This is a genomic window from Bacillus sp. LNXM12-1 (assembly GCF_003004375.1).
Classification (GTDB): Bacteria; Bacillota; Bacilli; order Bacillales; family Bacillaceae; genus Bacillus.
In genome coordinates, this window is sequence record NZ_PVWX01000002.1 from 567,051 (window position 1) to 592,391 (window position 25,341).

General features: G+C 43.0%; 28 protein-coding genes and 1 tRNA gene. 24 read left to right on the top strand and 5 right to left on the bottom strand.

Features of this window, described 5'->3' with window-relative positions:
* Position 1 precedes the first annotated feature (1 nt).
* The 3 genes from C6Y07_RS10325 (at position 2) to C6Y07_RS10335 (ending at position 1,745) form a co-directional block, all read left to right on the top strand.
* Positions 2–520, top strand: coding sequence for an acyltransferase (locus C6Y07_RS10325; protein WP_106036490.1), 519 nt, complete (start codon positions 2–4; stop codon positions 518–520).
* Between the two features lie 69 nt (positions 521–589).
* Entirely contained in the window at positions 590–1,018 is a 429-nt protein-coding gene (locus C6Y07_RS10330) for an Rrf2 family transcriptional regulator (protein WP_060597360.1), read from the top strand.
* Between the two features lie 85 nt (positions 1,019–1,103).
* A complete protein-coding gene (locus tag C6Y07_RS10335) occupies positions 1,104–1,745 on the top strand; it encodes an NAD(P)-dependent oxidoreductase (protein WP_066031704.1) in 642 nt (213 codons plus the stop codon).
* Positions 1,746–1,969: 224 nt separating this feature from the next.
* On the opposite strand, the gene C6Y07_RS10340 is transcribed toward C6Y07_RS10335, so the two are convergent.
* Positions 1,970–2,764 carry a C39 family peptidase gene (locus C6Y07_RS10340; RefSeq protein ID WP_106156662.1) on the bottom strand — a complete coding sequence of 265 codons (795 nt, stop codon included), beginning with the start codon at positions 2,762–2,764 and terminating at the stop codon, positions 1,970–1,972.
* 233 nt (positions 2,765–2,997) lie between these two features.
* On the opposite strand from C6Y07_RS10340, the gene C6Y07_RS10345 reads away from it, so the two are divergent.
* The 17 genes from C6Y07_RS10345 to C6Y07_RS10425 all read left to right on the top strand — a co-directional run bounded on the left by C6Y07_RS10345 (position 2,998) and on the right by C6Y07_RS10425 (position 18,692).
* On the top strand, positions 2,998–4,173 hold the full coding sequence (locus C6Y07_RS10345; RefSeq protein WP_034660086.1) for an ATP phosphoribosyltransferase regulatory subunit: 1,176 nt from the start codon (positions 2,998–3,000) through the stop codon (positions 4,171–4,173).
* Positions 4,166–4,807 (top strand): ATP phosphoribosyltransferase, encoded by a 642-nt coding sequence (gene hisG, locus C6Y07_RS10350; protein WP_003213329.1) that lies wholly within the window; start codon positions 4,166–4,168, stop codon positions 4,805–4,807. Before C6Y07_RS10345 ends, hisG begins: the two co-directional genes overlap by 8 nt.
* Entirely contained in the window at positions 4,804–6,093 is a 1,290-nt protein-coding gene (gene hisD / locus C6Y07_RS10355; protein ID WP_060597356.1) for a histidinol dehydrogenase, read from the top strand. The genes hisG and hisD overlap by 4 nt, the downstream gene beginning before the upstream one ends.
* On the top strand, positions 6,090–6,674 hold the full coding sequence (hisB, locus tag C6Y07_RS10360; protein WP_106036493.1) for an imidazoleglycerol-phosphate dehydratase HisB: 585 nt from the start codon (positions 6,090–6,092) through the stop codon (positions 6,672–6,674). The genes hisD and hisB overlap by 4 nt, the downstream gene beginning before the upstream one ends.
* The gene (hisH, locus tag C6Y07_RS10365; RefSeq protein WP_034660083.1) at positions 6,674–7,312 is read left to right on the top strand and encodes an imidazole glycerol phosphate synthase subunit HisH; all 639 of its coding nucleotides are present in this window, start codon (positions 6,674–6,676) and stop codon (positions 7,310–7,312) included. Before hisB ends, hisH begins: the two co-directional genes overlap by 1 nt.
* The gene (hisA, locus tag C6Y07_RS10370; RefSeq protein ID WP_060597355.1) at positions 7,309–8,046 is read left to right on the top strand and encodes a 1-(5-phosphoribosyl)-5-[(5-phosphoribosylamino)methylideneamino]imidazole-4-carboxamide isomerase; all 738 of its coding nucleotides are present in this window, start codon (positions 7,309–7,311) and stop codon (positions 8,044–8,046) included. Before hisH ends, hisA begins: the two co-directional genes overlap by 4 nt.
* The gene (gene hisF / locus C6Y07_RS10375) at positions 8,043–8,801 is read left to right on the top strand and encodes an imidazole glycerol phosphate synthase subunit HisF (RefSeq protein ID WP_060597354.1); all 759 of its coding nucleotides are present in this window, start codon (positions 8,043–8,045) and stop codon (positions 8,799–8,801) included. The genes hisA and hisF overlap by 4 nt, the downstream gene beginning before the upstream one ends.
* Positions 8,798–9,427, top strand: coding sequence for a bifunctional phosphoribosyl-AMP cyclohydrolase/phosphoribosyl-ATP diphosphatase HisIE (hisIE, locus tag C6Y07_RS10380; RefSeq protein WP_034660080.1), 630 nt, complete (start codon positions 8,798–8,800; stop codon positions 9,425–9,427). The genes hisF and hisIE overlap by 4 nt, the downstream gene beginning before the upstream one ends.
* 130 nt (positions 9,428–9,557) lie before the next feature.
* The gene (locus tag C6Y07_RS10385; RefSeq protein ID WP_106156664.1) at positions 9,558–11,018 is read left to right on the top strand and encodes a tetratricopeptide repeat protein; all 1,461 of its coding nucleotides are present in this window, start codon (positions 9,558–9,560) and stop codon (positions 11,016–11,018) included.
* Positions 11,019–11,381: 363 nt separating this feature from the next.
* A complete protein-coding gene (locus C6Y07_RS10390; protein WP_060597352.1) occupies positions 11,382–12,764 on the top strand; it encodes a C40 family peptidase in 1,383 nt (460 codons plus the stop codon).
* A gap of 233 nt (positions 12,765–12,997) precedes the next feature.
* The gene (trxB, locus tag C6Y07_RS10395; protein ID WP_106156752.1) at positions 12,998–13,948 is read left to right on the top strand and encodes a thioredoxin-disulfide reductase; all 951 of its coding nucleotides are present in this window, start codon (positions 12,998–13,000) and stop codon (positions 13,946–13,948) included.
* A 357-nt stretch (positions 13,949–14,305) separates the two neighbouring features.
* Positions 14,306–14,770 carry an 8-oxo-dGTP diphosphatase gene (locus C6Y07_RS10400; RefSeq protein ID WP_003213484.1) on the top strand — a complete coding sequence of 155 codons (465 nt, stop codon included), beginning with the start codon at positions 14,306–14,308 and terminating at the stop codon, positions 14,768–14,770.
* A gap of 39 nt (positions 14,771–14,809) precedes the next feature.
* A complete protein-coding gene (gene rapZ, locus C6Y07_RS10405) occupies positions 14,810–15,697 on the top strand; it encodes an RNase adapter RapZ (RefSeq protein WP_034660713.1) in 888 nt (295 codons plus the stop codon).
* A complete protein-coding gene (locus C6Y07_RS10410; RefSeq protein WP_034660077.1) occupies positions 15,698–16,657 on the top strand; it encodes a gluconeogenesis factor YvcK family protein in 960 nt (319 codons plus the stop codon).
* Between the two features lie 17 nt (positions 16,658–16,674).
* Complete coding sequence (gene whiA, locus C6Y07_RS10415; protein WP_034660076.1) at positions 16,675–17,625, top strand: DNA-binding protein WhiA; 951 nt, start codon at positions 16,675–16,677, stop codon at positions 17,623–17,625.
* Between the two features lie 26 nt (positions 17,626–17,651).
* Entirely contained in the window at positions 17,652–17,909 is a 258-nt protein-coding gene (locus tag C6Y07_RS10420) for an HPr family phosphocarrier protein (RefSeq protein ID WP_034660075.1), read from the top strand.
* A gap of 39 nt (positions 17,910–17,948) precedes the next feature.
* Complete coding sequence (locus C6Y07_RS10425) at positions 17,949–18,692, top strand: arylamine N-acetyltransferase family protein (protein ID WP_034660073.1); 744 nt, start codon at positions 17,949–17,951, stop codon at positions 18,690–18,692.
* A 51-nt stretch (positions 18,693–18,743) separates the two neighbouring features.
* Here C6Y07_RS10425 and C6Y07_RS10430 read toward each other — a convergent pair whose 3' ends face one another.
* Positions 18,744–19,232, bottom strand: a complete 489-nt coding sequence (locus tag C6Y07_RS10430; protein WP_034660072.1) for a ribonuclease — start codon at positions 19,230–19,232, stop codon at positions 18,744–18,746.
* Positions 19,233–19,416: 184 nt separating this feature from the next.
* The gene (locus C6Y07_RS10435) at positions 19,417–20,394 is read right to left on the bottom strand and encodes a 2-hydroxyacid dehydrogenase (protein WP_060597351.1); all 978 of its coding nucleotides are present in this window, start codon (positions 20,392–20,394) and stop codon (positions 19,417–19,419) included.
* A 553-nt stretch (positions 20,395–20,947) separates the two neighbouring features.
* Between C6Y07_RS10435 and C6Y07_RS10445 the strand changes: the two genes are divergently transcribed.
* Both C6Y07_RS10445 and C6Y07_RS10450 read left to right on the top strand, forming a co-directional pair.
* Positions 20,948–21,529 (top strand): beta-class carbonic anhydrase, encoded by a 582-nt coding sequence (locus C6Y07_RS10445; protein ID WP_060597724.1) that lies wholly within the window; start codon positions 20,948–20,950, stop codon positions 21,527–21,529.
* Positions 21,530–21,566: 37 nt separating this feature from the next.
* Positions 21,567–23,189, top strand: a complete 1,623-nt coding sequence (locus C6Y07_RS10450) for a SulP family inorganic anion transporter (protein ID WP_106156666.1) — start codon at positions 21,567–21,569, stop codon at positions 23,187–23,189.
* A 28-nt stretch (positions 23,190–23,217) separates the two neighbouring features.
* On the opposite strand, the gene C6Y07_RS10455 is transcribed toward C6Y07_RS10450, so the two are convergent.
* The gene (locus C6Y07_RS10455; protein WP_034660068.1) at positions 23,218–23,559 is read right to left on the bottom strand and encodes a MazG nucleotide pyrophosphohydrolase domain-containing protein; all 342 of its coding nucleotides are present in this window, start codon (positions 23,557–23,559) and stop codon (positions 23,218–23,220) included.
* Between the two features lie 136 nt (positions 23,560–23,695).
* On the opposite strand from C6Y07_RS10455, the gene C6Y07_RS10460 reads away from it, so the two are divergent.
* Positions 23,696–24,274, top strand: a complete 579-nt coding sequence (locus tag C6Y07_RS10460; RefSeq protein WP_034660067.1) for an LOG family protein — start codon at positions 23,696–23,698, stop codon at positions 24,272–24,274.
* Between the two features lie 59 nt (positions 24,275–24,333).
* On the opposite strand, the gene clpP is transcribed toward C6Y07_RS10460, so the two are convergent.
* Positions 24,334–24,930, bottom strand: coding sequence for an ATP-dependent Clp endopeptidase proteolytic subunit ClpP (clpP, locus tag C6Y07_RS10465; protein WP_034660066.1), 597 nt, complete (start codon positions 24,928–24,930; stop codon positions 24,334–24,336).
* A gap of 252 nt (positions 24,931–25,182) precedes the next feature.
* Here clpP and C6Y07_RS10470 point away from each other — a divergent pair.
* A tRNA-Arg gene (locus tag C6Y07_RS10470) sits at positions 25,183–25,258 on the top strand.
* The last annotated feature ends 83 nt before the right edge of the window (positions 25,259–25,341 follow it).

The window sequence follows — 25,341 nt, forward strand, 5'->3', positions numbered from 1 at the left end:
GTTGAGAAAAACAGATCGTTATTCTGTAAAAGGGGTCAATTCGTTACGACAAGTCTATCGGACGGTTCCCTTTTTCAAAGTGGTGAAAAACTTTATTTTCATTCAAATAGCACGGTACACGCCTTTTATGGGAATGAAAAATTGGATATACCGAACCTTTCTTCGTATGAAGGTCGGCGAGGATACAGCGTTTGCCTTAATGGTCATGGTGGATCTCATGTTTCCTGAGAAAATCACGGTCGGTCGAAATAGTGTGATTGGCTATAACACGACCATCTTGTCCCATGAGTATTTGATTAAAGAATACAGACTTGGGGAAGTCTATATTGGTGATGAAGTCTTAATTGGAGCCAATTCAACCATTTTACCTGGTGTAACCATTGGGGATGGGGCGATCGTATCGGCTGGTACACTTGTTCATAAGGATGTTCCAGCGGGCTCATTTGTTGGAGGAAATCCAATGCGCATGATTTATACGAAAGAAGAAATGAAAGCACGTCAATCTACGTCTGCTGAGTAGCTCGGCAGACTTTTTTGTTGACAATATGTTATGGTGTAACTATAATGATTACAACAGAGGTGAGAAAACATGAAAATCAGCAGCAGATTCACTGTCGCTGTCCATATTCTGGCCTTGCTATCACTTGAAAAAGGATCATTACAGACATCGGAGGATATCGCGGGAAGTGTGAATACAAACCCAGTGGTCATCCGCCGCATTATGAGTAAATTAAAAAAAGCAGGCCTAATCTCAACGAGTCTTGGCAAAGGTGGTTCTCAGTTGAACCGCAGTGAAGACGACATCACGCTGCTTGATGTGTATAAAGCGGTTGAAGTCGTGGATGAGGGAGAGTTGTTTCAAATCCATGAAAGCCCAAATCCTGACTGTCCGATCGGTGCAAATATTCAGGCTGTGCTTGAGTTAATCTTGTGCCGCGCTCAAAGTGCGATGGAGCAAGTGCTTGCTGAGATCAAATTAAGTGAACTAACGCATTTGTTAATCAAAAAAATTGGATGATTATTCAATTTTTTTTACCTCTGTTGTAACTATAATTGTTACACCTTTATTTATTAAATAAAATCATTTTACAGGAGGAATTCATATGAAGATTGGTATTATTGGCGCTACAGGTAAAGCAGGACAGGAAATTGTAAAAGAGGCTCAATCTAGAGGACATGAAGTGACAGCCATCGTTCGAGATGCACAAAAGGTGACAGATTCATCCGTAGCTGTTATCGAGAAGGATGTGTTTCATTTACAAGCAGAAGACATCAAAGGCTTTGATGTCATCGTCAATGCATTTGGTGCACCTGCTGGACAAGAGCACCTTCACGTAGAGGCTGGGAAAAAGCTTATTGATATTTTGAAAGAGGTACCCGATACGCGTTTAATCGTTGTGGGCGGAGCAGGCAGTCTATTTGTTGATGAGGCTCAAACAACAAGACTTGTTGATACACCAGAATTTCCAAAGGAGTATGTGGCGACTGCTTCACAGCAAGGTGAAAACCTAAAAGATCTTCAACAGACCGAAGGATTAAAATGGACTTTCCTCAGCCCTGCTGCATTCTTTGACCCAGAAGGCAAACGCACAGGTTCTTATGTGAAAGGGAAAGACCAGCTGATTGTCAATTCTAAAGGTGACAGCTATGTGAGCTATGCCGACTACGCCATTGCCCTTGTCGATGAAATTGAGCAGGCTGCCCATGTTGGAGAACGTTTTACCGTTGTATCTGAAGCAGAATAAGTCGTTTCACTGCCGCTAAAAACGATGAGTGAGAAGTCTAACGATCAAGAATTATCTCTCATTTTTACTAAAAAAAGGTTGAATACTTCATTGTAGGCGGAGGAGTAATGACAGCTGCAAAGCTTGAAGACCGCCTGAAGGAAATACTAGAAAGATCATCATGAAAAAAACATCCTCTATACGGCTAGAGGATGTTTTTTCATGTTTTCAATGAGAAAGGTGTTCTACGCTTTAATGATAATCGCCTGCCGGCCCATCTGTTCCCAAGAATCCTCAAACTGATTGCGATCGACTTTTTGATTCTTTTCACCGTATGGGTTATTTAGGTAGACATGTTCCTTGTCATAGCCCGTGATGACCACGCTATGCATATTAAAGCTCACATCTATTTTGCCATTTGGTGTATTCCATGTTTCGATGTTATCTATTTTGTCGAAGGTGGATGTGGTAATCACCCAAACAGGATACCCTTTTTCAAGTGATTGATAGATGCCCTTTTTGACAGGTTTTCCACTTAAATCGACGACTTGAGCGCCCGCATATTTTTTCGCAAGCTGATAAATAGGTTCATGGTAAACACCAAGACCTGGTCCATTCTCCATATCGCCTACAAACCCGTCATGCGGGTCTCCTTTTAAGCCATTTTCATAATTGAGCGGAACACGTTTGATTTCATTTGCCAATGCGTCTTTTGTCACTTGCTCATAGCCGCTGTAATGAAGAAGCATCGCTAAGCTTGTGACTTCGCATCCATTATAAAGCTTTGGGGCATCCATTTGATTGTAGAGGATGACATCCATGGCTTTTTTGCTTCCTTTTAAAGAAGAATATGTGTTGTCTGTTTTTTTCGTTGATCGTGTTTCTTCAGCTGCGAGTGCCGTATCGTTTTCTTTTTCTTTGGCTGCTTCGTGTGGTGAAGCTGCCTTCTTGACTTGGTCGATTTGTGTCACGTATATAAAGCCGAAATAAACAAGGCATGCGCACAACAAAGTTAAGATTAATGTCTGGATGAACTTCACTGTAATCTCCTGTGTTATTCAATATTTTTAAGTATTATATCACGTTCTTTTATCAAACATGCAGAAAAGGGACAGGTGTCACTTGAATGTAATAATTCCACAAATTTTTCATGAAAATAGAGAGAAAATAAAAATGATTGATTTAATTACTTTATTTTGTTAGCATATTATCATATTAGCGAACTAAAGGATTCGGAATTTTTTGTTTTAATGTGTTGGAGGTGCAGAAGAGCATGTTTATGTTTGAGAAACCATATGGTATGCGGGATTCATTACCAGGGTTGTATGAGACGAAGAAAAAAGTGAGACATTCATTAACAGAGGTCATGAATGGCTGGGGTTATCGTTTGATGGAGACACCAACGCTTGAATTTTACGATACAGTCGGTGTTCAATCGGCGATTACAGATACACAGCTCTTTAAGCTTTTAGATCAGAACGGGCAAACCCTTGTACTCAGACCTGATATGACGGGACCTATTGCGAGAGTGGCGGCTTCAAAGCTTCATGAACAGGCGTATCCGCTTCGCGTTGGGTATGCGGCCAATGTGTTCCGGGCGCAGGAAAGAGAAGGCGGAAGGCCATCAGAATTTGAGCAGGTCGGAATTGAGTTGATTGGTGATGGGTCGATTAGTGCAGATGCTGAAGTGATCGCGCTTGTCGTATTTGCATTAAAAAATGCCGGGCTAAAGTCCTTCAAAATCGCGATCGGGCATGTCGCTTTAGCAGAGACGTTATTTGTAGATGTATTGGGAAATACAGAGCGTGCAAACGTCCTCCGCCGATTCTTATATGAAAAGAATTATGTAGGATACCGCCAGCATGTGAAGCAATTGCCACTCTCCTCCATCGATAAAACGAGGCTGTTACAGCTTTTAGAGTTAAGAGGCGGCCAGGAAGTCACAGAGCGGGCAAAGGAAATCGTCGTTTCACAAGAGGGAAAAGAGGTGCTCACACAGTTAAAATCGCTTTGGGAAACACTTGAAGATTACGGCTGTACAGAATATATCCGTTTAGATTTAAGCATGGTGAGTCATATGAGCTACTACACGGGCATTTTGTTTGAAGTATTTGCAGATCATGTTGGGTCAGTCATCGGAAGTGGCGGCAGATATGACCAATTGCTGGCTCATTTTGATGCACCTGCACCAGCTACAGGATTCGGACTTCGATTAGACCGTCTGCTTGAAGCGCTTGATGCAAAAGAAATCAATGAGCCGCAGGAGGCAGTGATTTTTAGTAAAGAACAACGGCTGGAGGCTTTTGCTTTTGCAGAAAAGGAGCGGTCAAAAGGGAAAAAGATCGTCCTGCAAGACTTAGCAGGGATTGAAAATATTGACGCGATGACCAAGGCATTTGAGCAGGTGACTTATTTTATCGGCGCTAGAAAGGGAGAGTCAAATGGGTAAAGTGTTGACGATGGCGATGCCAAAGGGCCGGATATTTGAAGAAGCAGCTGGGTTGTTAAGACAGGCGGGATATCAGCTGCCAGAGGAATTCGAGGATTCAAGAAAGTTAATCATTGATGTACCGGAAGAAAACCTCCGCTTTATTTTAGCGAAGCCAATGGATGTGACGACTTATGTAGAGCACGGTGTAGCAGATGTTGGCATTGCAGGGAAGGATGTTATGCTCGAAGAAGCTCGTGATGTGTACGAAGTGCTCGATTTAAACATCAGCAAATGCCATTTAGCGGTTGCCGGATTACCGGGAGCCAGCTGGGGCGGTGTCGCGCCGCGTGTGGCAACAAAGTACCCAAATGTCGCATCTTCCTATTTTAGAGAACAAGGGGAGCAGGTGGAGATCATTAAGCTGAATGGTTCAATTGAATTAGCACCGCTCATCGGACTCGCCGATCGTATTGTTGACATTGTCTCTACAGGTCAAACACTCAAGGAAAATGGACTTGTTGAAACGGAGCATATTTGTGATATTACGTCACGGTTTATTGTCAATCCTGTGAGCTATCGGATGAAGGATGCGGTGATCGATGAAATGGCGCAGCGCCTTGCAAGAATCATTGAAGGGGAGGAAACATCATGAACATCACCTATATACAAGAAGGTGAGACAGAGACACTCTCACTCAAGCGGACTTTAGATACAGGCACGGAAGAGCAGCGCCTGGCTGTTCAGCGCATTATACAAGAAGTGAGGTTAAATGGTGATCAAGCGGTACAATCTTTTACAAAGCAATTTGATGGAGTGCTGCTTGAAGATCCGCTTGTCACAGAGGAGGAAATGACAAAAGCCTCCGAACGCATGGACCCAGCCATGATTCAGGTGATCCAAACGGCTATCCGTCATATTCGCACATACCATGAGCGTCAGCTGACATCCTCTTGGTTTTATCACCAGCAGGATGGCTCGATGCTCGGACAAAAGGTGACACCGCTCGATGCAGTCGGTGTGTATGTCCCCGGCGGAACAGCTGCTTATCCATCATCTGTTTTAATGAATGTGATTCCGGCGCTTGTCGCTGGTGTTGAGCGAATTGTCCTTGTGACACCCCCAGGGAAAGATGGGCATCTTTCAGATGCTGTACTCGTTGCTGCAAAGGAGCTCGGTATTTCTGAGATGTATAAAATGGGCGGTGCGCAGGCGATTGCGGCACTTGCCTATGGAACAGAAAGCATCCAGTCTGTTGATAAAATCACAGGTCCAGGCAACATATATGTAGCCCTGGCAAAGCGGGAAGTATTTGGCCTAGTAGACATTGATATGATTGCCGGTCCAAGTGAAATTGCGGTTCTAGCAGACGATACGGCATCGGCACATGAGGTAGCGGCTGATTTACTTTCGCAGGCAGAACATGATGCGCTGGCATCTAGTGTTTTGGTGACACCGTCTAAGACACTTGCTGAAAACGTGCAGGCTGAGGTGCAAGCGCAGCTGGACACCTTGCCAAGAAAATCAATCGCCGCACAATCCATACAAAATCATGGCCGTATATACGTGACAGATTCCATGGATCGTGCAGTAGACGTCGTCAACCAGTTAGCGCCAGAGCATTTAGAAGTGCTGACAGCATATCCAGAATCACTTCTTGGTCAAATCAAGCATGCAGGGGCGATTTTTTTAGGGCGTTATAGCCCTGAGCCGGTGGGAGATTATTTTGCAGGACCAAATCACGTGCTGCCAACCAACGGAACAGCTAGATTCTCCAGCCCGCTTGGTGTGACTGATTTTCAAAAGAAAACGAGCATTATTTCATATAGTCAAGAAGCCTTTGAGACACACAGGGATAGCATTGCGGCTTTTGCCAGATTAGAAGGGCTCGAAGCGCATGCAAGGTCGATTGAATCGAGAAAGCGGGAGGAATCGTCATGAGACAGGCGGAAACAGCGAGACAAACAAATGAAACGAATATTTCGTTAGCGTTAGAGATTGATGGGGAAGGAAAAGCAGATATTCAAACAGATGTCCCTTTTATGACACACATGCTTGATTTATTTACGAAGCATGGACACTTTAATTTGACCGTCGATGCGAAAGGAGATACGGATGTTGATGATCACCACACAACAGAAGATATCGGCATCGTGCTTGGGCAAATGTTTAAGGAAGCGTTAGGTGATAAAAAGGGAATTAAGCGGTATGGCTCCAGCTTTGTTCCGATGGATGAAACGCTTGCCCAGGTCGTGGTCGACTTAAGCAATCGCCCTCATTTGGAAATGAGAGCGGCCTTTCCAAGTCAAAAGGTCGGTACCTTTGATACAGAGCTCGTGCATGAGTTTCTTTGGAAGTTTGCGCTAGAAGCTCGTATAAATCTTCATGTGATTGTTCACTACGGAACCAATACGCACCATATAATTGAAGCCATTTTTAAAGCGATGGCACGTGCCCTAGATGAGGCAACAACCATTGATCCACGTGTGAAAGGGATTCCTTCGACAAAGGGGATGCTCTAATGATCGGAGTCATTGATTACGGAATGGGAAATTTGTTCAGCGTATCAAAAGCACTGGAACGAGCAGGTGCCAGTTATATCGTCTCCTCTGATGTGGAGGAGCTCAAAAAGGCAGATGCTTATATTTTGCCTGGGGTCGGTTCGTTTCGTGATGCGATGCAGCTGTTAAAACAGACAGGACTTGAAGAGTTTATCCACCAAGTTGTGCAGGAAGGAAAGCTGCTATTTGGTATTTGTCTCGGGATGCAGCTGTTATTTGAAGAAAGTGAAGAGGCAGGACGTACGAAAGGTTTGGGGCTGTTAAAAGGGCGTGTCGTTCTTTTAAAGGATCGCGACCAGGATGGGCAAAGGCTGAAGGTGCCTCATATGGGGTGGAATGAGCTCACATTTCATCAGCCCTCCCCATTGTTTGATGGTGTACCGGAAGGATTTGCGTACTTTGTTCACTCTTATTATGTAAGTGATATGAATCCAAAAGAGCAATTAGCAAGTGCGGATTATGGCGTTCAAGTACCAGCAGTTGTCGGCAAGGGGAATGTGCTTGGCGCACAGTTTCACCCTGAAAAAAGCAGTACAACGGGAATGGCGCTGCTCAAACAATTTATTCAATTAGCAAACGAACAGAGGGTGAACAAATGAGTGAATTTACATTGTATCCAGCGATTGATATGAGAGATGGCAAATGTGTACGGCTTGTGCAAGGAGATTATGATCAAGAAACCATTTATGGAGATTCGCCGCTTGATATGGCTGCGCGGTTTGCAAATGAAGGAGCAAAGTGGATTCATCTCGTTGACCTAGATGGTGCGAAAGCAGGGAATCGCGTCAATCATGAGCATGTACTGGCGATTGCTTCATCCTTAGATGTGAATGTACAAATTGGCGGCGGCATTCGGACTGAAGAAGACGTTGCCTTTTATATAAACAATGGTGTAGCTAGAGTCATCCTTGGCAGCTCCGCTGTTTCTAATCCCGCCTTTGTGAAAAAAATGCTTGCGCAATATGGGGAGAAAATAGCGATTGGGATCGATGCGCGAAATGGCTTTGTATCGACTGAGGGGTGGCTTGAAACGTCGAAAGTGAAGGCGGAGGAACTCGGCAAAGAATTGGCAAAGGAAGGCGCGGAGGTCTTTATTTTCACGGATATTCAAATGGATGGCATGCTGTCTGGCCCCAATGTGGAAAGTACAGTTCGCTTAGCGGAAGCTACCGGCAAACAAGTCATTGCTTCAGGTGGTGTAAGCGCGCTAGCTGATCTTCAAAAGCTGTCAGCACAAAAACAGTCAGGTGTTTCTGGTGCGATCATTGGAAAGGCCCTTTACACGAAGCGGTTTACTTTAGCTGAAGCAATTGAAGGGCTTGACCGCGTATGATGACAAAACGAATCATTCCATGTCTCGATGTGAAGGAAGGGCGTGTGGTCAAAGGGGTGCAATTCCTCGGCTTAAAGGATGCTGGTGATCCGGTAGAATTAGCGCAGATGTATGATGAGGAAGGGGCGGATGAACTCGTCTTTCTTGATATTTCTGCCTCTCATGAAGGCCGGAAAACGATGGTGGATGTGGTCAAGCAAGTGGCGTCCACTCTTGCCATCCCTTTTACGGTAGGCGGCGGGATTAACCACCTTGATGACATGAAGCGCATATTAAGAGCGGGTGCAGACAAAGTATCTGTGAACACAGCGGCAGTTTTAAGACCAGAACTGATTTCAGAAGGCGCCGATTTCTTTGGTTCCCAGTGCATCGTCGTCGCAATAGATGCAAAGTACGATGAAGAGAAAAAAGAGTACATGGTCTACACACACGGAGGGCGCCGTCAAACGGATATAGAGGTCAGCGATTGGGCAAAAGAAGCCGTGCTGAGGGGAGCAGGAGAGATTTTACTGACAAGTATGGATGCCGACGGTGAGAAAACAGGCTTTGATCATCGATTAACAAAGCTTGTGTCAGAAGCCGTCACCGTGCCTGTCATTGCCTCGGGAGGCGCTGGCAATGCCCAGCATATGCTGGAGGCATTTACAAAAGGAGAAGCTGATGCAGCATTAGCAGCCTCCATTTTCCATTATAAAGAGACTTCAATTCAAGAAGTAAAAACATACTTGAGAGAACACGGGGTGAAGGTCAGATGAAACAGGCAAACGAATTATCCTTTAATGAGGCAGGCCTGATACCTGCAATTGTACAGGATGCTCAAAGTAAGGAAGTATTGACATTGGCGTATATGAATCAAGAATCCTATGAAAAAACACTGGAGACAGGGGAAACATGGTTTTACAGCCGGTCGAGAAACGAGCTTTGGCACAAAGGCGCCACATCTGGACATACTCAGCGAGTCACATCCATTCGATATGACTGTGACAAAGATGCTCTGCTTGTTCTTGTCACACCAAGTGGACCAGCCTGCCATACTGGCAGCTATAGCTGCTTTTCGGAAGAAGGCGTGAAGCTTCAAACGGAAGAGCAGGATCGTTTTGCGATTTTAAATGAACTTGAACAGGTGATTGCAAAACGTCAGACAGAAATGCCAGAAGGCGCTTATACAACCTATCTATTTGAAAAAGGGGTCGATAAAATCCTAAAAAAGGTAGGGGAAGAAGCGTCAGAGGTCATCATTGCAGCGAAAAACCGGGATCAAGAAGAATTGAAGTGGGAAACAGCCGATCTCCTGTATCATCTGCTTGTGTTATTACGTGAACAGCAATTGCCGCTTGATGAGGTATTAAAAGTATTAAAAAAGCGTCATCAAGGTGAGTGAAAAGCCGGGGGCACCTCTGGCTTTTTGTTTTTGAGTGAAAAACAAATCCTTCCTTTTCTTTTGTTCTATGTGACGACTCGTGAAGTATGTTATACTACACACGGTACACTGTTCGAAATGGAGGGTATCGGTGAGTAAATACACTTCTCAAAATAATCACACACAAGTCGTCCAGCTATTCCAAGATGGGCATTACTTTTTTCATAAAGGTCTAAAAGCTTATAGAGAAAGAAATCTATCTAAAGCGAGTAAGCTGATACAGCGGGCTATCGTACTTGAGCCTGAAAATGTAGAAATGCTATCACAGCTTGCCATTATTTATACTGAAATGGGTCATTACCAACAATCAAATGAACTGCTTGATTTCATACTTGAACATATCGATGAAAACATGTCTGAGTGTCACTATTTTAAAGCCAATAATTATGCGAATCTAGGACTCTTTCAAGAGGCATATAAGTCAGCTACTGCCTATGCTTCATTGGAAGAGAACGGGGAATTTGCAGATGAAAATGACGATCTCCTCGACCTGCTCGATATGAGCGACGAAGAGGACGAAGATTTTCCTTACGATCAGGATGACCTGATTGTCAAGCAGGATCAAGCGAATCACTTGCTAGAAAGCGGCAGGCTTGATGAAGCCATTGAAATGCTGGAACAGATGATTGTTGAGTATCCAGAATTTTGGTCAGCGTATAATAATCTCGCTTTGGCCTATTTTTATTCTGGTCAAATCCATCAGGCGAAAGAGATGTTGAACCGGGTTCTTCATGAAAATCCGGGTAATCTGCATGCCCTTTGCAACCAGCTTGTCTTCTATCATTATGAAAAAGAAGAAGAAAAGGTCAATACGTTAGCGAAGCAATTAACGCACGTGTATCCAATATTAAGTGAACAGCGTTATAAGCTTGGCGCAACATTTGCCCTAGTTGGAGAATTTGAATGGGCCTTTAAATGGCTTTATTCTTTGTACAAAACAGGCTTTCAGGGAGATAGTACATTTTTATACTGGCTCGCAAGCGCAGCTTATTATACAGGCCACAAAACGCTTGCACAAACGGTTTGGAATAAGATGGTCGAAGAAGATATCGATGCAGATGAAATCAAGCCGTGGCAGGATAAACCCGAGGAGACTGAGCCAATGGTCTCCATTGAGGAGCGGCTGACTGCGTACTATGTGAGCAAACAAAAAGGGGAACGTGACGTTCTTCAATCTGTCCTTGATGCACACGCAGCGAAAACAGCCTTCGAACAGCAATTCATCGAACTGCTCTTATACGAAGATGAAATGGAAGTGCGGTCGTTTTCAGAAGATGCGGTTTTCGCAAAACAGGCGGCATCCAGCTTGGAAGAAGCTGTTCAGCCTGACAGCCATATGCCTTATTTTTGGTTATTCCATATTATTCAGCAGGCACGTGCTTCTGGCGTAGATAAGAAAAATGCGCCTGCATGGGCAGCAGCATCTTATTATTTATGGATGCAGGAGCAAGAAGGATCAGTTGTGAGCAAAAAAGAGATTGCAGCCTCTTTTCAAATCAGCGTTCAAACACTGTCTAAATATGAACAAGTCATTTGTACGTTAATTGATTAAATAGGTAAATAGATTCAGCAGATTGCAGCATGGCCGAAAAGGTCATGCTTTTTTCTTGGATAAAAAGGTGGGATTTGCAAGGATTTGGCGAAGTATGACAATCACGACATGTTTTTGAAACATAAATGTAATAAAAATATTAGCTCATTTTGTCGATGTCTCATGTATAATGAAAATCGTGGATTAAAACAAAGACATATATTTAGATATTTTACTATACATAATGAAACACCTAGTGATAGAAACAATCTGGTCAACATCTGACTGATCAATCAGGAAGAAAGACATAGATAGCACAGATTGGCCGCAGAGAATTTGCTGCTTTCTCATGTCGCTTGGAAATTGTCAAAGGAGGAACTATTCGTGAAAAAGTTTATTACTTTCGGTTTAGCTTCGGTCATCGGAGCGAGCAGTTTATTTATCCCATTTACTCATGAAGCAAACGCACAGAACTTTGAACAAAAGAAACAAGAGCTGGACAGCAAGCAATCTGAGGTCAACAAAAACCTTCAAAAGAAAAAAGATGAGCTTTCAAAGCTTGAAGCAAAACAAGAGGCACTTGCACTAAAGCTAAAAGAAATTGACGAGAAAGCTTTAAAAACAAGTGATCAAATCGAAGAAAAACAAAAAGAAAATGAAAAAACAAAAAAAGAAATCAAAGCACTGAAACAAGAAATTGCTGATACTGAAAAACGTATTGAAGATAGAAACAAGTTCTTGAAAAAGCGTGTACGTGCGCTTCAAGAAAGCGGCGGTTCTACGAAATACATAGATGTATTACTAGGAGCGAAAAGCTTTAGCGATTTCATCAGCCGTGCAGGTGCAGTATCTACACTCATCAACGCAGACAGCGAAATCATTAAAGAGCAAGAAAAAGACAAAGCTGAGCTTCAAAAGTCTGAAAACGAATTAAACACAAAGCTTGAAGATGTTCAAAAGACACTTGCAAAGCTTGAAACGCTTCAAACAGACTTGAATAAACAGCTTGATGAAAAAGACAAGCTATTCAAGCAAGTGAAAAAGCAAAAGGGAAGTGCATCTTCTGAAATCAGCGAGTTAAACAGTGAGGCTAACAGCATTGCATCTGAAAAAGACGCAACAATCGCTGCTCAAAAACAAGCTGAAAAAGAAGCGAGAGAAGCAGCTCAAAAAGCAAAAGAAGAAAAAGCACAAAGACAACAGCAGCGTCAAGCGAGTGTTCAAGCGGAAGACAACAGCTCAACTAACGACAGCAGCCCGTCTTCAAATAACAGTAACAGTGGATCTTCAAATAATAATAACAACAGCAGTTCACCAAGCAAGAAGCCATCTTCTGGCGGTGGATCACCTGTCAGCAGTAACGTAGGCGGAATCGAAGGGGCAATCAGCACAGGTTCTACCATCGTTGGACAATCTCCGTATAAATGGGGCGGCGGCAGATCACAAGCCGATATTGATGCACGTCGTTTTGACTGTTCTTCATTCGTTCGCTGGGCATTCGCATCAGCAGGCATCAACCTTGGACCAGTTGGCGGTACAACAACAGATACGCTTGTAGGTAAAGGAAGAGCTGTAAGTGCATCTGACATGAAACGCGGAGACCTTGTGTTCTTTGATACGTATAAAGTAAATGGACACGTTGGTATTTACTTAGGAAACGGTACATTCTTGAACGATAACAGCTCTCGCGGTGTTTCAGTTGACTCTATGAGCAATGTTTACTGGAAAAAAGCATTCAATGGCGTTGTGAGAAGAGTCGTTGAATAAATCGTTACTTACTATATAACCGTAAACAGGCTTCCTTAAACAGCAGTTTAAGGAAGCTTTTTCTTTTTTTGAAGATATGAGCAAATGATTCGCTTATTATCCGCAGATTTAATAGGATATGGGTAAGGAATAAAAGTAAGAGTGGAATTGATGCTCTCTGTCATGAATGGAAGCATCACCCAAGGGCATTCTAATAAGAAATGCTAGCAGCAATTGAAGAGGGAGTGACAGTTGTGTCAGAAGAAAAAATCTACGATACGATCATCATTGGAGCGGGACCTGCCGGAATGACAGCCGCTGTTTATACATCACGGGGAAATCTTTCAACATTGATGATTGAAAGAGGGATTCCAGGCGGTCAAATGGCAAATACGGAAGATGTCGAGAACTATCCTGGCTTTGAAAGCATTTTAGGGCCAGAACTTTCAAATAAAATGTTTGAGCATGCGAAGAAATTCGGTGCTGAGTATGCATATGGCGATATCAAAGAAATCGTAGACGGTGAAGAGTACAAAATCGTCAGAGCCGGTTCAAAAGAATACAAAGGACGCTCTGTCATTATTGCGGCAGGTGCTGAATACAAAAAAATCGGTGCACCAGGTGAAAAAGAACTTGGCGGCCGGGGCGTCTCTTACTGTGCAGTATGTGACGGTGCTTTCTTTAAAAACAAAGAGCTCGTGGTCATTGGCGGCGGAGACTCTGCGGTAGAAGAGGGTGTATACCTCACACGCTTTGCGTCAAAAGTAACGATCGTTCATAGACGCGATAAACTTCGTGCACAAAGCATTTTACAAGCGCGTGCTTTTGATAATGAAAAAATCGACTTCATGTGGAACAAAACCGTTAAACAAATTAATGAAGAAAACGGTAAAGTCGGCAGTGTGACCTTGATTGATACGGTGACTGGTGAAGAAGAAGACTTTAAAACAGACGGCGTCTTTATCTATATCGGGATGCTCCCACTATCTAAACCATTTGAAAATCTCGGCATTACAAATGAAGAAGGATATATCGAGACAAACGAAAGAATGGAAACAAGAGTGGAAGGCATTTTCGCCGCTGGTGACATTCGTGAAAAAACACTACGTCAAATTGTGACAGCAACAGGTGACGGAAGTATTGCCGCACAAAGCGCACAGCATTATGTAGAAGAGCTTGCTGAAAAGCTGAAAGCAGCGAAATAAATGGCTGTCGTAAATCCTTAATATAGCGTCATGGGCTTTTAACTGGAATGTAACACGGGTGAAATAATTATCCGTTATGATAAAACTAGTAATTGACCCCCTTTTATAAGGAATACATGTTTGGCACGGATGAGAATCCGTGTCCTTTTTTTTGCTTAAAATCAGAAATTCATGAGATGTTCACAAATGACGCATGGAGAACCATTAGATGCTGTAAAATAAAGAGTAGAGAAATTGCGCGCCACCTCTTTCAGACGAAATCCGGTCTGTTTTCGGTGAAGAAAGGGCATGTTCATTGTGAGAGTCAGGATGAACCTGTATAATAAGTTAAAGACATAAAAGAGTAGGTGACAGCTGATGCAACGAGTAACCAATTGTGTGCTGCATCACGAAGATCAAGTTCTCTTGCTGCAAAAGCCAAGACGGGGCTGGTGGGTAGCGCCGGGCGGCAAAATGGAAAGCGGAGAATCGGTCAAGGATTCAGTCGTTCGAGAGTATAGAGAAGAAACAGGAATTTATATTTTAAATCCTCAGTTAAAAGGTGTTTTTACCTTTATCATAAAAGAAGGCGATCAAATCGTTCAAGAGTGGATGATGTTCACCTTTATGGCAGATTCATTTACTGGAAAAAACGTGACAGAGTCAGAGGAAGGCATTTTAAAGTGGCATGAAGTAAAAGATGTGCCTCATTTACCGATGGCTCCAGGAGATTCCCATATTCTTGATTTCATGCTAAAGGGAAAAGGACTTCTGCACGGTACTTTTACGTATACACCTGATTTTGAATTGATTGCTTATCGGTTAGATCCTCAAGGAGACTAATACATGAACCGTTTTCATAAAGAAGGAGAGGAAGCAGGCATGAATACGAACAAACAAGAAGATATTCAGCTTGTGATTATTACAGGAATGTCAGGTGCGGGGAAAACCGTTGCCATTCAAAGCTTTGAAGACTTAGGTTACTTCTGTGTAGATAACTTGCCGCCATCACTTTTACCGAAGTTCCTAGAGCTCATGAAGGAATCGAATTCTAAGATGAGCAAGGTCGCCCTTGTGATGGATTTACGCGGACGAGAATTCTTTGACAGCTTAATTGCAGCTTTAGATGAAATGAGTGATCTTGGCTGGATCACACCAAGAATATTATTTCTAGATTCAAACGATAAGGTGCTTGTCTCAAGATACAAAGAAACGAGACGTTCGCATCCCCTTGCGACAACAGGTTTGCCCCTCGAAGGAATCGCAATGGAACGCGACCTGTTAGAAGAGTTAAAAGGCCGGGCTCAAATGATTTTTGATACATCGGATTTAAAACCAAAACAGCTTCGAGAAAAAATTGTCGCGCACTTTGCCACGAACCAAGGGCAGGTGTTTACAGTGAATGTGATGTCCTTCGGTTTTAAATACGGTCTGCCGATTGATGCTGATCTTGTATTTGATGTGAGATTTCTGCCGAATCCTTACTATATTGAGAGCATGCGTCCACAGACTGGAAACGATGAAGAAGTGCGCTCTTATGTAATGAAATGGAGCGAGACACAAAAATTCACAGAGAAATTAATTGACCTTCTCAGCTTTATGCTTCCGTCCTATAAACGAGAAGGAAAAAGTCAGCTTGTGATCGCTATTGGCTGTACAGGCGGACAGCACCGATCAGTGACGCTAGCTAACTACTTATCGGAGTATTTTAAAAATGACTACTACACTCATGTCACTCACCGGGACATTGAAAAGAGAAGCAGAAAATAGATGACGACACTTCCAAAGGTGGTCATTCTTGGTGGGGGCACTGGCTTATCTGTTTTGCTCAGAGGGCTAAAAACAAAGCCAGTGGACATTACCGCTATTGTAACGGTTGCTGATGACGGAGGCAGCTCAGGCAGACTGCGGCATGATTTGAATATTCCGCCTCCAGGCGATATTCGAAATGTCCTTGCAGCTCTCTCTGATGTTGAACCGCTTGTAGAAGACTTATTTCAGCACCGTTTTAACAAAGGGAATGACTTAACAGGCCACTCTCTTGGCAACCTCATTCTTGCGGCCATGACAAATATAACCGGTGATTTTTTTCATGCCGTCACAGAAATGAGCAAGGTCTTAAATGTGAGAGGAAAAGTCTTGCCAGCAGCGAATTCAAGTGTTGTACTTCATGCTGAATTAGAAAACGGGCAAGTGGTGACAGGAGAATCAAAAATCCCAACCTACGGTGAGCGAATTAAACGAGTGTTCCTCACACCCGATACGATTGAACCGCTCCCAGAATCGATTCAAGTCATTCGTGAAGCTGATTTGATCGTGATTGGGCCAGGCAGCTTGTATACGAGTATCCTGCCAAACTTGCTTGTACCGCATATTGGCGAAGAAGTGATTCGCTCGAAGGCGAAAAAAGTGTATATTTGCAATGTCATGACGCAGCCAGGGGAAACGCTTTCCTACAGTGCAGCTGATCATGTGCAGGCATTAAATGATCATATGGTTCGTCCATTTATCGATACCATTTTTGTGAACAATAAAGAAATTCCAGAAGAGATCAAAGCAAAATATGCAGAAGAACAGGCACAGCCTGTACAGTTCGACACAGATGTACTCAAGGCAATGGGACTGGAAGTCATCCCTGGGGAAATCATTACATATGACCAGCATGTGATTCGTCACGACACGCTGAAAGTAGCCTCGCTGCTTGTCGACCTGCTGCATAAGAAAAAATAGGAATGGGGGTGGCAAGGATGTCATTTGCATCCGAAACAAAAAAAGAGCTGACTAATCTGGACGTGAAGGACTGCTGCACAAAAGCAGAGCTTTCTGCCCTCATCCGTATGAACGGTTCATTATCTTTCTCTAATCGAAAATTAATTCTAGATATACAGACAGAGAACGCAGCCATCGCAAGACGGATTTATACGCTGCTGAAAAAGAAATATGATGTCACAGTCGAGCTGCTCGTTCGTAAGAAAATGAGATTAAAAAAGAATAATGTGTATATTGTCAGACTGGTAGAACGAGCGAAAACCATTTTAGAGGATTTGAAAATATTAGGTGAGCAATTTGTATTTGAGCGCAATATTTCAGAAGAGCTTGTAAAGAAAAGATGCTGCAAGCGCTCCTATATGAGAGGTGCTTTTTTAGCAGGCGGTTCTGTGAATAATCCAGAAACGTCTTCCTATCACCTTGAGATTTTTTCACTATATAAAGAACACAATGATGCCCTTTGTGAGCTGATGAATCAATTTCAACTCAACAGTAAAACACTTGAGCGTAAAAAAGGATACATCACGTATATGAAAGAAGCCGAAAAAATTACCGAATTCTTAAGCGTTGTAGGTGCGCATAATTCACTTCTTCGCTTCGAAGACGTTCGGATCGTCCGTGATATGCGAAATTCCGTGAACCGGCTCGTCAATTGTGAAACAGCAAACTTAAATAAAACGATTGGTGCATCACTGCGCCAGGTCGAGAACATTCAATTCATTGATGAAAAAATTGGACTTGATGCCCTGCCGGATAAGCTGCGTGAAATTGCAAAACTGCGAGTCGACTATCAAGAGGTCACGCTAAAGGAACTGGGAGAAATGGTGGAAAGCGGCAAGATCAGCAAATCAGGCATTAACCACCGCTTAAGAAAGCTAGATCAAATTGCAGAACAATTACGAAACGGACAAGCTGTTACACTCAAATAGGAGAATGAAAAAGGGAGGCAGATCATATGGTGGAAAAAACGGTCACCATCCAGTTAAAAACAGGCTTGCAGGCACGTCCCGCTGCTTTGTTCGTACAAGAAGCCAATCGCTTTGGGGCTGAAATTTTTCTAGAGAAGGACGGAAAAAAAGTCAATGCGAAGAGCATTATGGGTCTCATGAGCCTTGCGATCAGCTCTGGGGTCACTGTCACACTGATAGCAGATGGTGCGGATGAACAAGAAGCCATTGATGCGTTAACGGATTTTATCAATCAAGAAAACTGAGTCTCTTCACAGACTCAGTTTTTTTAGAAGGGAATGAATATGATGCAATCAGCATTTTTACAGAAGATCGGATACGAAGGCCAGTCCATCACCTTTGATGACCTGCCTGTATTATTAAAAAAGATGGCCTACACCTTTCCATTTGAAAATAGATCTGTGCTGAACAAACAATCCTATGCCTTGAATCAAGAGGGGTTGAAGCAGCATCTTCTTGAAGGAGAAAGAGGAGGTCTTTGCTACGATCTCAATCCTCTCTTATATTATGTGTTAAAAGAGGCAGGGCTTGCTGTACAGCTCGTTCAAGGGACCGTGTATAACAAAGAAGCGTGCACATGGGCAATTGATGGCACGCACGTAGCCATGACGTTGAACCATCACAACGAACGCTTCCTTATTGATGCGGGATTTGGTGTGAATTTACCTCTTCAGCCTGTACCTTTTACAGAAGAATGGGTGGAAGGAGCGTCTATTCGGTTTCGAGTCAAAGAAGAGGAAACCGAAAAAGGAACGCATCTGCTCCAATTAGATAAGGGGGAAGGCGCTGAAACAGGCTATGCTTTCACATTGGAAGAGGTGAGCGAGCCTACTTTGGTCCAAATGAGACATGAGATTTATGAAAATGAAGCCTCTCCTTTTAACAAAAGACCGCTTGCGTCAAAGCTCACACCAACAGGACGTGTAGTCGTCACCGAGGATCATGTCACCACACATGAACATGAAGAAGTGTCGAAAAAACCGCTGCCACTGCCTTTTGAGGAATACGTGAAAACTCTTTTGCCGTAAGCAGCATCAAAAAAACAGCCCTAGGTCAAATGGGGCTGTTTTTTTGATTGATTATCGAATACGTGTGAAAGTTGCATAATGGTCTGTTGTTTTGTAAATGAGCCAGTCACTTGAATACACGAGGCGGTCAGCATTTCGGAAGCCAGAGACGTAGTTGATATCTGCCTCACGCCATGTTCGGCCGCTTGCTGAAGGAAGACGTCCCTCCCGGTTAGAGAAAACATCTCCACCGATGCTTTTACCTGGGGCAACCTCTGCTAGATTTCCCTTTGATGCCACCCATCCAAGAGCACTTGCTTGTGATTTTGTGATGTAGTTATCAGGCAGTCGTTTGTAGCGAATTAAATAATCTGCTACACCATCAAACGTATTAATGACGGCAAGGGTATGAACATCTGATGTAAGTTGAATAGTAGCTGTTTCATTTGTGGCGGTCTGTGTAAGAGGTGTTTCGGCATAGGCTTGCTGCGGAATAAAACCAGAAAACAGAATAGCAGCGATCAGAGCAAACATAGTAAAAACCGAACTGATTTTTTTCATCTTCATCCTCCTATTAAGGAAATCGGATGCTGTCCTCTTGATGCTTGTCTACCTCATATTATAGCACCCGAACATGAAGGAAATGTAAAGAAACAGGTTCTTTGCTAAAATGAGGCTTTTTTCCTGATAACCTTCTGATGAAATAAATAAAAAGACGCAGCTCCGAATCCTGCGTCTTTTCCGATTAAGATGAAGCAAGCTCCTTCACAATATCAACAGGGGCTTTGCCATCAATTCCATGAATCACATTATGAATGGCTCGTTTCAGCATAAGATCCCGTGTTGTTTCAGTAGCAGAACCGATGTGAGGAGCAAGGGTGACATTGTTCATTTCTTTGAAAGGATGATTCTCCTGAAGCGGTTCCTGCTCAAACACATCAAGACCTGCGCCTTTGATCCATCCCTCCTGAAGCGCTTGAATGAGGCTTTTTTCATCCACTGTTTTCCCGCGTGAGATGTTTACAAATAAAGCCGTTTGCTTCATTAACTTCAATTCCCGTTCTCCAATCATATGATACGTTTCATTGGTCAGCGGTGTAATCAACACAATGATATCGGCTTGCTTTAGCAGGTCATCAAGTGTGCAATATAAAGCGCCATATGCTGATTCAGCCTTTTCATTCCGGCTGCGGTTATGATACAGGACGTTCATATCAAAACCATGTGCGGCTCGTTTGGCTACTTGCTCTCCGATTCGTCCCATGCCAATAATGCCAAGCGTTTGATGATGGACATCGATGCCAAAGATATCTTCTTCCTGTACAAATTTCGTCCATTTCCCCTCGCGGATAAAACGATCAAGCTCGGCAATTCTTCGCGCAGAGGAAAGAATGAGTGAAAATGCAAGGTCAGCAACAGTATGATCGAGTGTATGAGGCGTGTGTGTACCAATTACGCCTCTTTGCCTCATCAATTCTATATCGAAATTGTCATAGCCAACAGAGTTATTGCTCACTACTTTGAGTTTTGGTGCGTGATCTAATAGCTCTTGATCGATTTTCGTTCCAGACGTTAAAAGACCATCAGCATGCTGCAGTTTTTGAAATAAAGTATCTTTTGGAATGGGGTCTTTGGATTGCCACACCTCGTATGTACAATGTTCCTTTAGTATTTCCTCAAATGAAGCAGGTAATGGTTTGGCGACAAAAATGTGTGGTTTCACTGTCAACTCGCTCCTTTCACATGATCATCTTACTCCTTTTATTATAAAGCAACCATTTCGGCTGAACACGTTTGAAGGTTATCTGCTCAATATTTAATATACTAAAATAACGGAAAAGAGAGACATTTTCTTAGTGAAAAAGTATATTCATATGCCATCTGATCCATTTTTTACATCGATAAGAGTCAGCTAATGGGAGATGTGACATATGAAAAAGCCTGATTTTCTGAGAGATTATCTGACAAACTGGAAAATAGATCGAGATTTTTTGATAGAAAAATGATTATATTTGAAACGTATTAAACGGGAAGGTCGTTTTCTACTAAACCATTTCATCGTCTTTTGGCGATCTGAGAACGATAGATTGAAAGGAAGACCGCGTCTCCCTTACGTTGAAGCGGAAAATAGAGAAAATGATGACTTTTTTTCTCATCGTTTTCTCATTTTTTTCTTTTTTTTCTATCATTTTTCTTCTCTATGCTTGAGAACACACGAAAGAAAAGGGGGACAGGCAGGGACTTACGTGACTTATAAAAAGATGGGAGATGGCAAGATGGGATCAAAATTAGAACAGATTCTTCAGCACAATTCAGAGTTCGTACAAGAGAGACATTATGAGCCTTACAAAGCGGGGAAATTTCCCGAAAAGAAACTGGTCATATTAACTTGTATGGATACACGTCTTTTGGAATTATTGCCGCAATCCATGGGGCTGCGCAACGGTGATGCCAAGATCATTAAAAATGCGGGCGCCATTGTAACTCATCCGTTCGGCAGTGTGATGAGGAGTATTCTACTAGCCATCTATGAGCTAAAGGCAGAAGAGGTATGCATTGTAGGACATCATGAATGCGGAATGGCAGGTCTTGCGGCAGATCCTTTACTTGAAAAGGCGAAAGCACGCGGCATTGAAGAGAAATGTTTGAGCATTGTGAAAAACTCAGGAGTTGATTTAAAGGGGTGGCTGACAGGCTTTGATTCGGTTGAAGAGAGCGTGTCCCGAAGTGTGAAATTGGTCAAAGAGCATCCATTGATGCCAAGTGATGTGGCTGTTCATGGACTAGTCATTCATCCAGCAACGGGAAAGCTGGATGTTGTTGTGAAAGATAAACAGATTGACGCGCAGTATACCTAAATCATCTACACATACTTGAAGGAGGCCAACACATACCATGCGTTTTTATGGAAGATTTGAAGGATATGATTCATCAAAGTTTAGACGCGATTTAATCGCTGGGCTTGTCGTGGGCGTTGTGGCAATTCCTTTAGGCATGGCTTTTGCCATTGCATCTGGTGTCGGACCAGAATATGGATTATACACAGTCATCGTTGCCGGCATTTTGATTTCATTGTTTGGTGGTTCAAAGTATCAGATCGGCGGGCCGACTGGGGCGTTTGTTCCGATTTTATTTGGTATCGTCAGCCAGTACGGTATTGAAAACTTGCTCATTGCCGGTTTTATGGCAGGCTGTATGCTTGTATTATTCGGAATATTCAAACTAGGAAAGCTCATGAAATTTATTCCTCGTCCGGTTATCATCGGCTTTACTGCTGGCATTGCTGTCATTATTTTTTCAGGGCAGATTGCCAACTTCCTCGGGTTAAAGGGTGTTGAAAAGCATGAAAGCTTTTTCCTCAATATGAGAGAAATTGTGGTCCATCTCGGTACCGCAAACAGTCTTTCCATCATCACAGCCGTTATTGGGCTCATCGTGATTGTGGCGGCTCAAAAATACATTCCCAAAATACCTGGTGCTCTATTAGGTCTATTGGCTTCAACGTTTCTAGCTGTTCTCTTTTTCCAAGGACAAGTTGAAACGATTGGCTCGGCATATGGGGAAATTCCTCGTCAGCTGCCAAGCTTCGCTTTTCCTGAATTAACGATTGAAAAAATGATATACCTCCTGCCTCCAGCGATTGTCATTGCACTTTTAGGCGGAGTGGAGTCAATCTTGTCAGCTATGGTTGCTGATAATATGAAAGGCTCAAAGCATGACAGCAATAAGGAGCTTGTCGGACAAGGGATCGCCAATATGGCGGCACCGCTATTCGGAGGAATTCCGGCGACTGGTGCGATTGCCCGTACGGCAACAAACATCAAAAATGGTGGAGCAAGCCCGATTTCTGGTGTTGTGCATGGCGTCGTCGTGCTGCTCATCTTAATGCTGTTTGCGCCATATGCGTCGATGATTCCACTTGCTGCGATGGCACCGATTTTAATGTTTGTTGCTTGGAATATGAGTGAGAAAAAAGAGTTTATCAATATTGTAAAAGTGAAAAATGCGGATTCACTTGTACTTGTTGTGACCTTCCTGCTGACGGTCATCGGTGATTTGATTATTGGCGTCACCGCAGGTCTCATTTTAGCATTTATCGCTTTTATCAAAAAAATGAGCCAGACGACCAGCATTCATACTAATGTTGCGGTTCCCCAAATGGAAACGGCAGCTGCTTTAGAAAAACAGACAGACCAGCGAGGTATCAGTATGTACTCCATTGAAGGGCCGCTGTTTTTCGGAACAACAGATTCATTGGAAAATTCGATTTTGGACCATGTTCAGACAAAGCCGAAAACGCTCATTCTGCTCATGAATAAAGTCAATTATATGGACACATCAGCAGAAGCGGTTCTGATGAATATCTCCAATCGTTTAAAGCATCATAATGGAAAGCTGATGATTGTCGGACTTCAATCGCAGCCGAAAGAGCTTTTGCGTCGAACGGGTCTTTTTCATCATATTGGAAAGCAGCATTTCTTTGAACGAACAGATGATATCTCGCCACAGCAGTTATAAGGTGGAAAAAAAGCACGTGACAATGTGGTCACGTGCTTTTCACTTGCTCTATTTCTTCTGAAAAACGCTTTGTGAGTTTCTGTTGATGAGAGGAGAAGACCTCTTCTACTGTGACATCATAGAGATTGGCTAAAATAAGTAGATTCGCTAACACATCACCCATTTCTTCAACGAGTTCTTTCTTCAACTCGGATGATTTTTGTCTTTGCTCATCAGGCCGGTCACGTCCGATCTCTATTGCTCTAACAGCACGAGCGAGTTCTCCCGTTTCTTCCATGAGGAAGCCTAACCGGATAAACGGCCCGTATTTTGTCCAATTTCTCATTTCATAAAAATCCTTGATCCACTTCTCCATCTCCGTTGTTTGCATTTTCTTTATACATCTCCTTATATGGTGTTTACCTTTTGATTTTACACTATATATAGATGGATCGGCTGTTTTTTTACAATTAATTATAGTAGAATGAGTGGGAGAAGAAATCATAGAGAGAGATGGAGCTGTTCTGATGAAAACGATTTGTGTGTTTGCTGGTTCGAATCCAGGCGTGAAGGACGTCTACAAACAAAAGGCTGTAGAGCTGGGGACTTATATGGCAGAGCAAGACATCCGTCTTGTATACGGCGGTTCACGAATTGGATTAATGGGTGCCATTGCAGATGAGGTTTTAAGACAAGGCGGGCAAGTGATTGGGGTCATGCCTAAGGGGCTTTTTAGAGGAGAAGTTGTGCATCAAGAGCTGACAGAATTAATCGAGGTAACAGGAATGCATGAACGAAAAGCGAAAATGAGCGAGCTGGCTGATGGATTTATTGCGATGCCAGGCGGCTTTGGTACATATGAAGAATTATTTGAGGTGCTATGCTGGGCACAAATCGGCATCCACCAAAAGCCAATCGGCTTGTATCAAGTGAATGAGTATTTCAATCCGCTCATTGACATGGTGAAGTTTAGTGTACAGGAAGGTTTTTCGAATGAATCACACCTTCAATTGTTACATGCTTCCAGCGAACCGGAGGAATTAATCACGCAGATGGCTTCTTATCAAACACCATCTCTTCAGCAGAAATGGACAGAGTTGTCTTAAAGCGTTTTTGAATCACAAAAAACCGTCTGTTCAATGAGCAGACGGTTTGTTTTGTCATATTATTTTTGTTCTTCTGAATTACGGGTCAAGACTTTGTCAATGAGTCCGTATTCAAGTGCTTCTTCCGCTGTTTTGAAGTTGTCACGATCTGTATCGCGCTCAATCACTTCAATTGGCTGACCAGTACGTTCAGCAAGTACTTGGTTCAGTTTATCGCGTAAAGAAAGGATTCGTTTTGCCGCAATTTCAATTTCTGTTGCTTGACCTTGGGCACCACCTAGTGGTTGGTGAATCATGACTTCACTGTTTGGAAGGGCATAACGCTTACCTTTTTCACCAGCAGCAAGCAGGAACGCACCCATAGATGCAGCCATACCAATACAAATGGTTGATACCTTTGGTTTAATAAATTGCATCGTATCGTAAATGGCCATACCAGCTGTGATCGAACCGCCAGGGCTGTTAATGTAGATAGAAATATCTTTTTCTGGATCTTCAGCTTCTAAGAAAAGCAGCTGTGACACGATGGAGTTGGCAACATTGTCATCGATCGCAGAACCAAGCATGATAATACGGTCTTTTAAAAGACGAGAATAAATGTCGTAAGCTCTTTCCCCACGATTTGTTTGCTCAATGACTGTAGGTATTAAATTCATAATGTTCCTCCTTCACCTTTTAGGTAAGTATGTAATTCAATGATACATTTTTGGTCAATAAAGGTCAAACAAAACGCTGACCTAAATTCAAATACCCCTATCCATTTTCCCCAAACTCATTCCACTTCAAACCATCATTTTAGTCTATGTATCCAAAAGAAGAAAATACATGTTCAGGACTGATGATTAATCATTGCTTTCTTGCAGCATTTCCCTTATAATTTGATATGCTGACGTTCAAAAACATATCGTGCGCTCGTAGCTCAGTTGGATAGAGCGGTGGTTTCCGGTACCACGTCTGCCGGGGGTTCGAATCCCTCCGAGCGCGTACTTGATCTTGTTCACGATCGATAAAGGTCCAATGAAACCCTCTCCTTTGAGAGGGTTTTCAGATTGTTGACAAAGGGCTAA

Excerpts from the sequence above, each read along its gene's own strand:
- C6Y07_RS10410 (WP_034660077.1), top strand. The coding sequence starts at position 15,698 with ATGACGACACTTCCAAAGGTGGTCATTCTTGGTGGGGGCACTGGCTTA.
- C6Y07_RS10430 (WP_034660072.1), bottom strand. The coding sequence starts at position 19,232 with ATGAAAAAAATCAGTTCGGTTTTTACTATGTTTGCTCTGATCGCTGCT.
- hisA (WP_060597355.1), top strand. The coding sequence starts at position 7,309 with ATGAGTGAATTTACATTGTATCCAGCGATTGATATGAGAGATGGCAAA.
- whiA (WP_034660076.1), top strand. The coding sequence starts at position 16,675 with ATGTCATTTGCATCCGAAACAAAAAAAGAGCTGACTAATCTGGACGTG.
- rapZ (WP_034660713.1), top strand. The coding sequence starts at position 14,810 with ATGAATACGAACAAACAAGAAGATATTCAGCTTGTGATTATTACAGGA.
- C6Y07_RS10400 (WP_003213484.1), top strand. The coding sequence starts at position 14,306 with ATGCAACGAGTAACCAATTGTGTGCTGCATCACGAAGATCAAGTTCTC.
- hisG (WP_003213329.1), top strand. The coding sequence starts at position 4,166 with ATGGGTAAAGTGTTGACGATGGCGATGCCAAAGGGCCGGATATTTGAA.
- C6Y07_RS10345 (WP_034660086.1), top strand. The coding sequence starts at position 2,998 with ATGTTTATGTTTGAGAAACCATATGGTATGCGGGATTCATTACCAGGG.
- hisIE (WP_034660080.1), top strand. The coding sequence starts at position 8,798 with ATGAAACAGGCAAACGAATTATCCTTTAATGAGGCAGGCCTGATACCT.
- C6Y07_RS10445 (WP_060597724.1), top strand. The coding sequence starts at position 20,948 with ATGGGATCAAAATTAGAACAGATTCTTCAGCACAATTCAGAGTTCGTA.
- C6Y07_RS10335 (WP_066031704.1), top strand. The coding sequence starts at position 1,104 with ATGAAGATTGGTATTATTGGCGCTACAGGTAAAGCAGGACAGGAAATT.
- hisB (WP_106036493.1), top strand. The coding sequence starts at position 6,090 with ATGAGACAGGCGGAAACAGCGAGACAAACAAATGAAACGAATATTTCG.
- C6Y07_RS10455 (WP_034660068.1), bottom strand. The coding sequence starts at position 23,559 with ATGCAAACAACGGAGATGGAGAAGTGGATCAAGGATTTTTATGAAATG.
- C6Y07_RS10450 (WP_106156666.1), top strand. The coding sequence starts at position 21,567 with ATGCGTTTTTATGGAAGATTTGAAGGATATGATTCATCAAAGTTTAGA.
- C6Y07_RS10425 (WP_034660073.1), top strand. The coding sequence starts at position 17,949 with ATGATGCAATCAGCATTTTTACAGAAGATCGGATACGAAGGCCAGTCC.
- clpP (WP_034660066.1), bottom strand. The coding sequence starts at position 24,930 with ATGAATTTAATACCTACAGTCATTGAGCAAACAAATCGTGGGGAAAGA.
- C6Y07_RS10330 (WP_060597360.1), top strand. The coding sequence starts at position 590 with ATGAAAATCAGCAGCAGATTCACTGTCGCTGTCCATATTCTGGCCTTG.
- C6Y07_RS10420 (WP_034660075.1), top strand. The coding sequence starts at position 17,652 with ATGGTGGAAAAAACGGTCACCATCCAGTTAAAAACAGGCTTGCAGGCA.
- C6Y07_RS10460 (WP_034660067.1), top strand. The coding sequence starts at position 23,696 with ATGAAAACGATTTGTGTGTTTGCTGGTTCGAATCCAGGCGTGAAGGAC.
- hisD (WP_060597356.1), top strand. The coding sequence starts at position 4,804 with ATGAACATCACCTATATACAAGAAGGTGAGACAGAGACACTCTCACTC.
- hisF (WP_060597354.1), top strand. The coding sequence starts at position 8,043 with ATGATGACAAAACGAATCATTCCATGTCTCGATGTGAAGGAAGGGCGT.
- hisH (WP_034660083.1), top strand. The coding sequence starts at position 6,674 with ATGATCGGAGTCATTGATTACGGAATGGGAAATTTGTTCAGCGTATCA.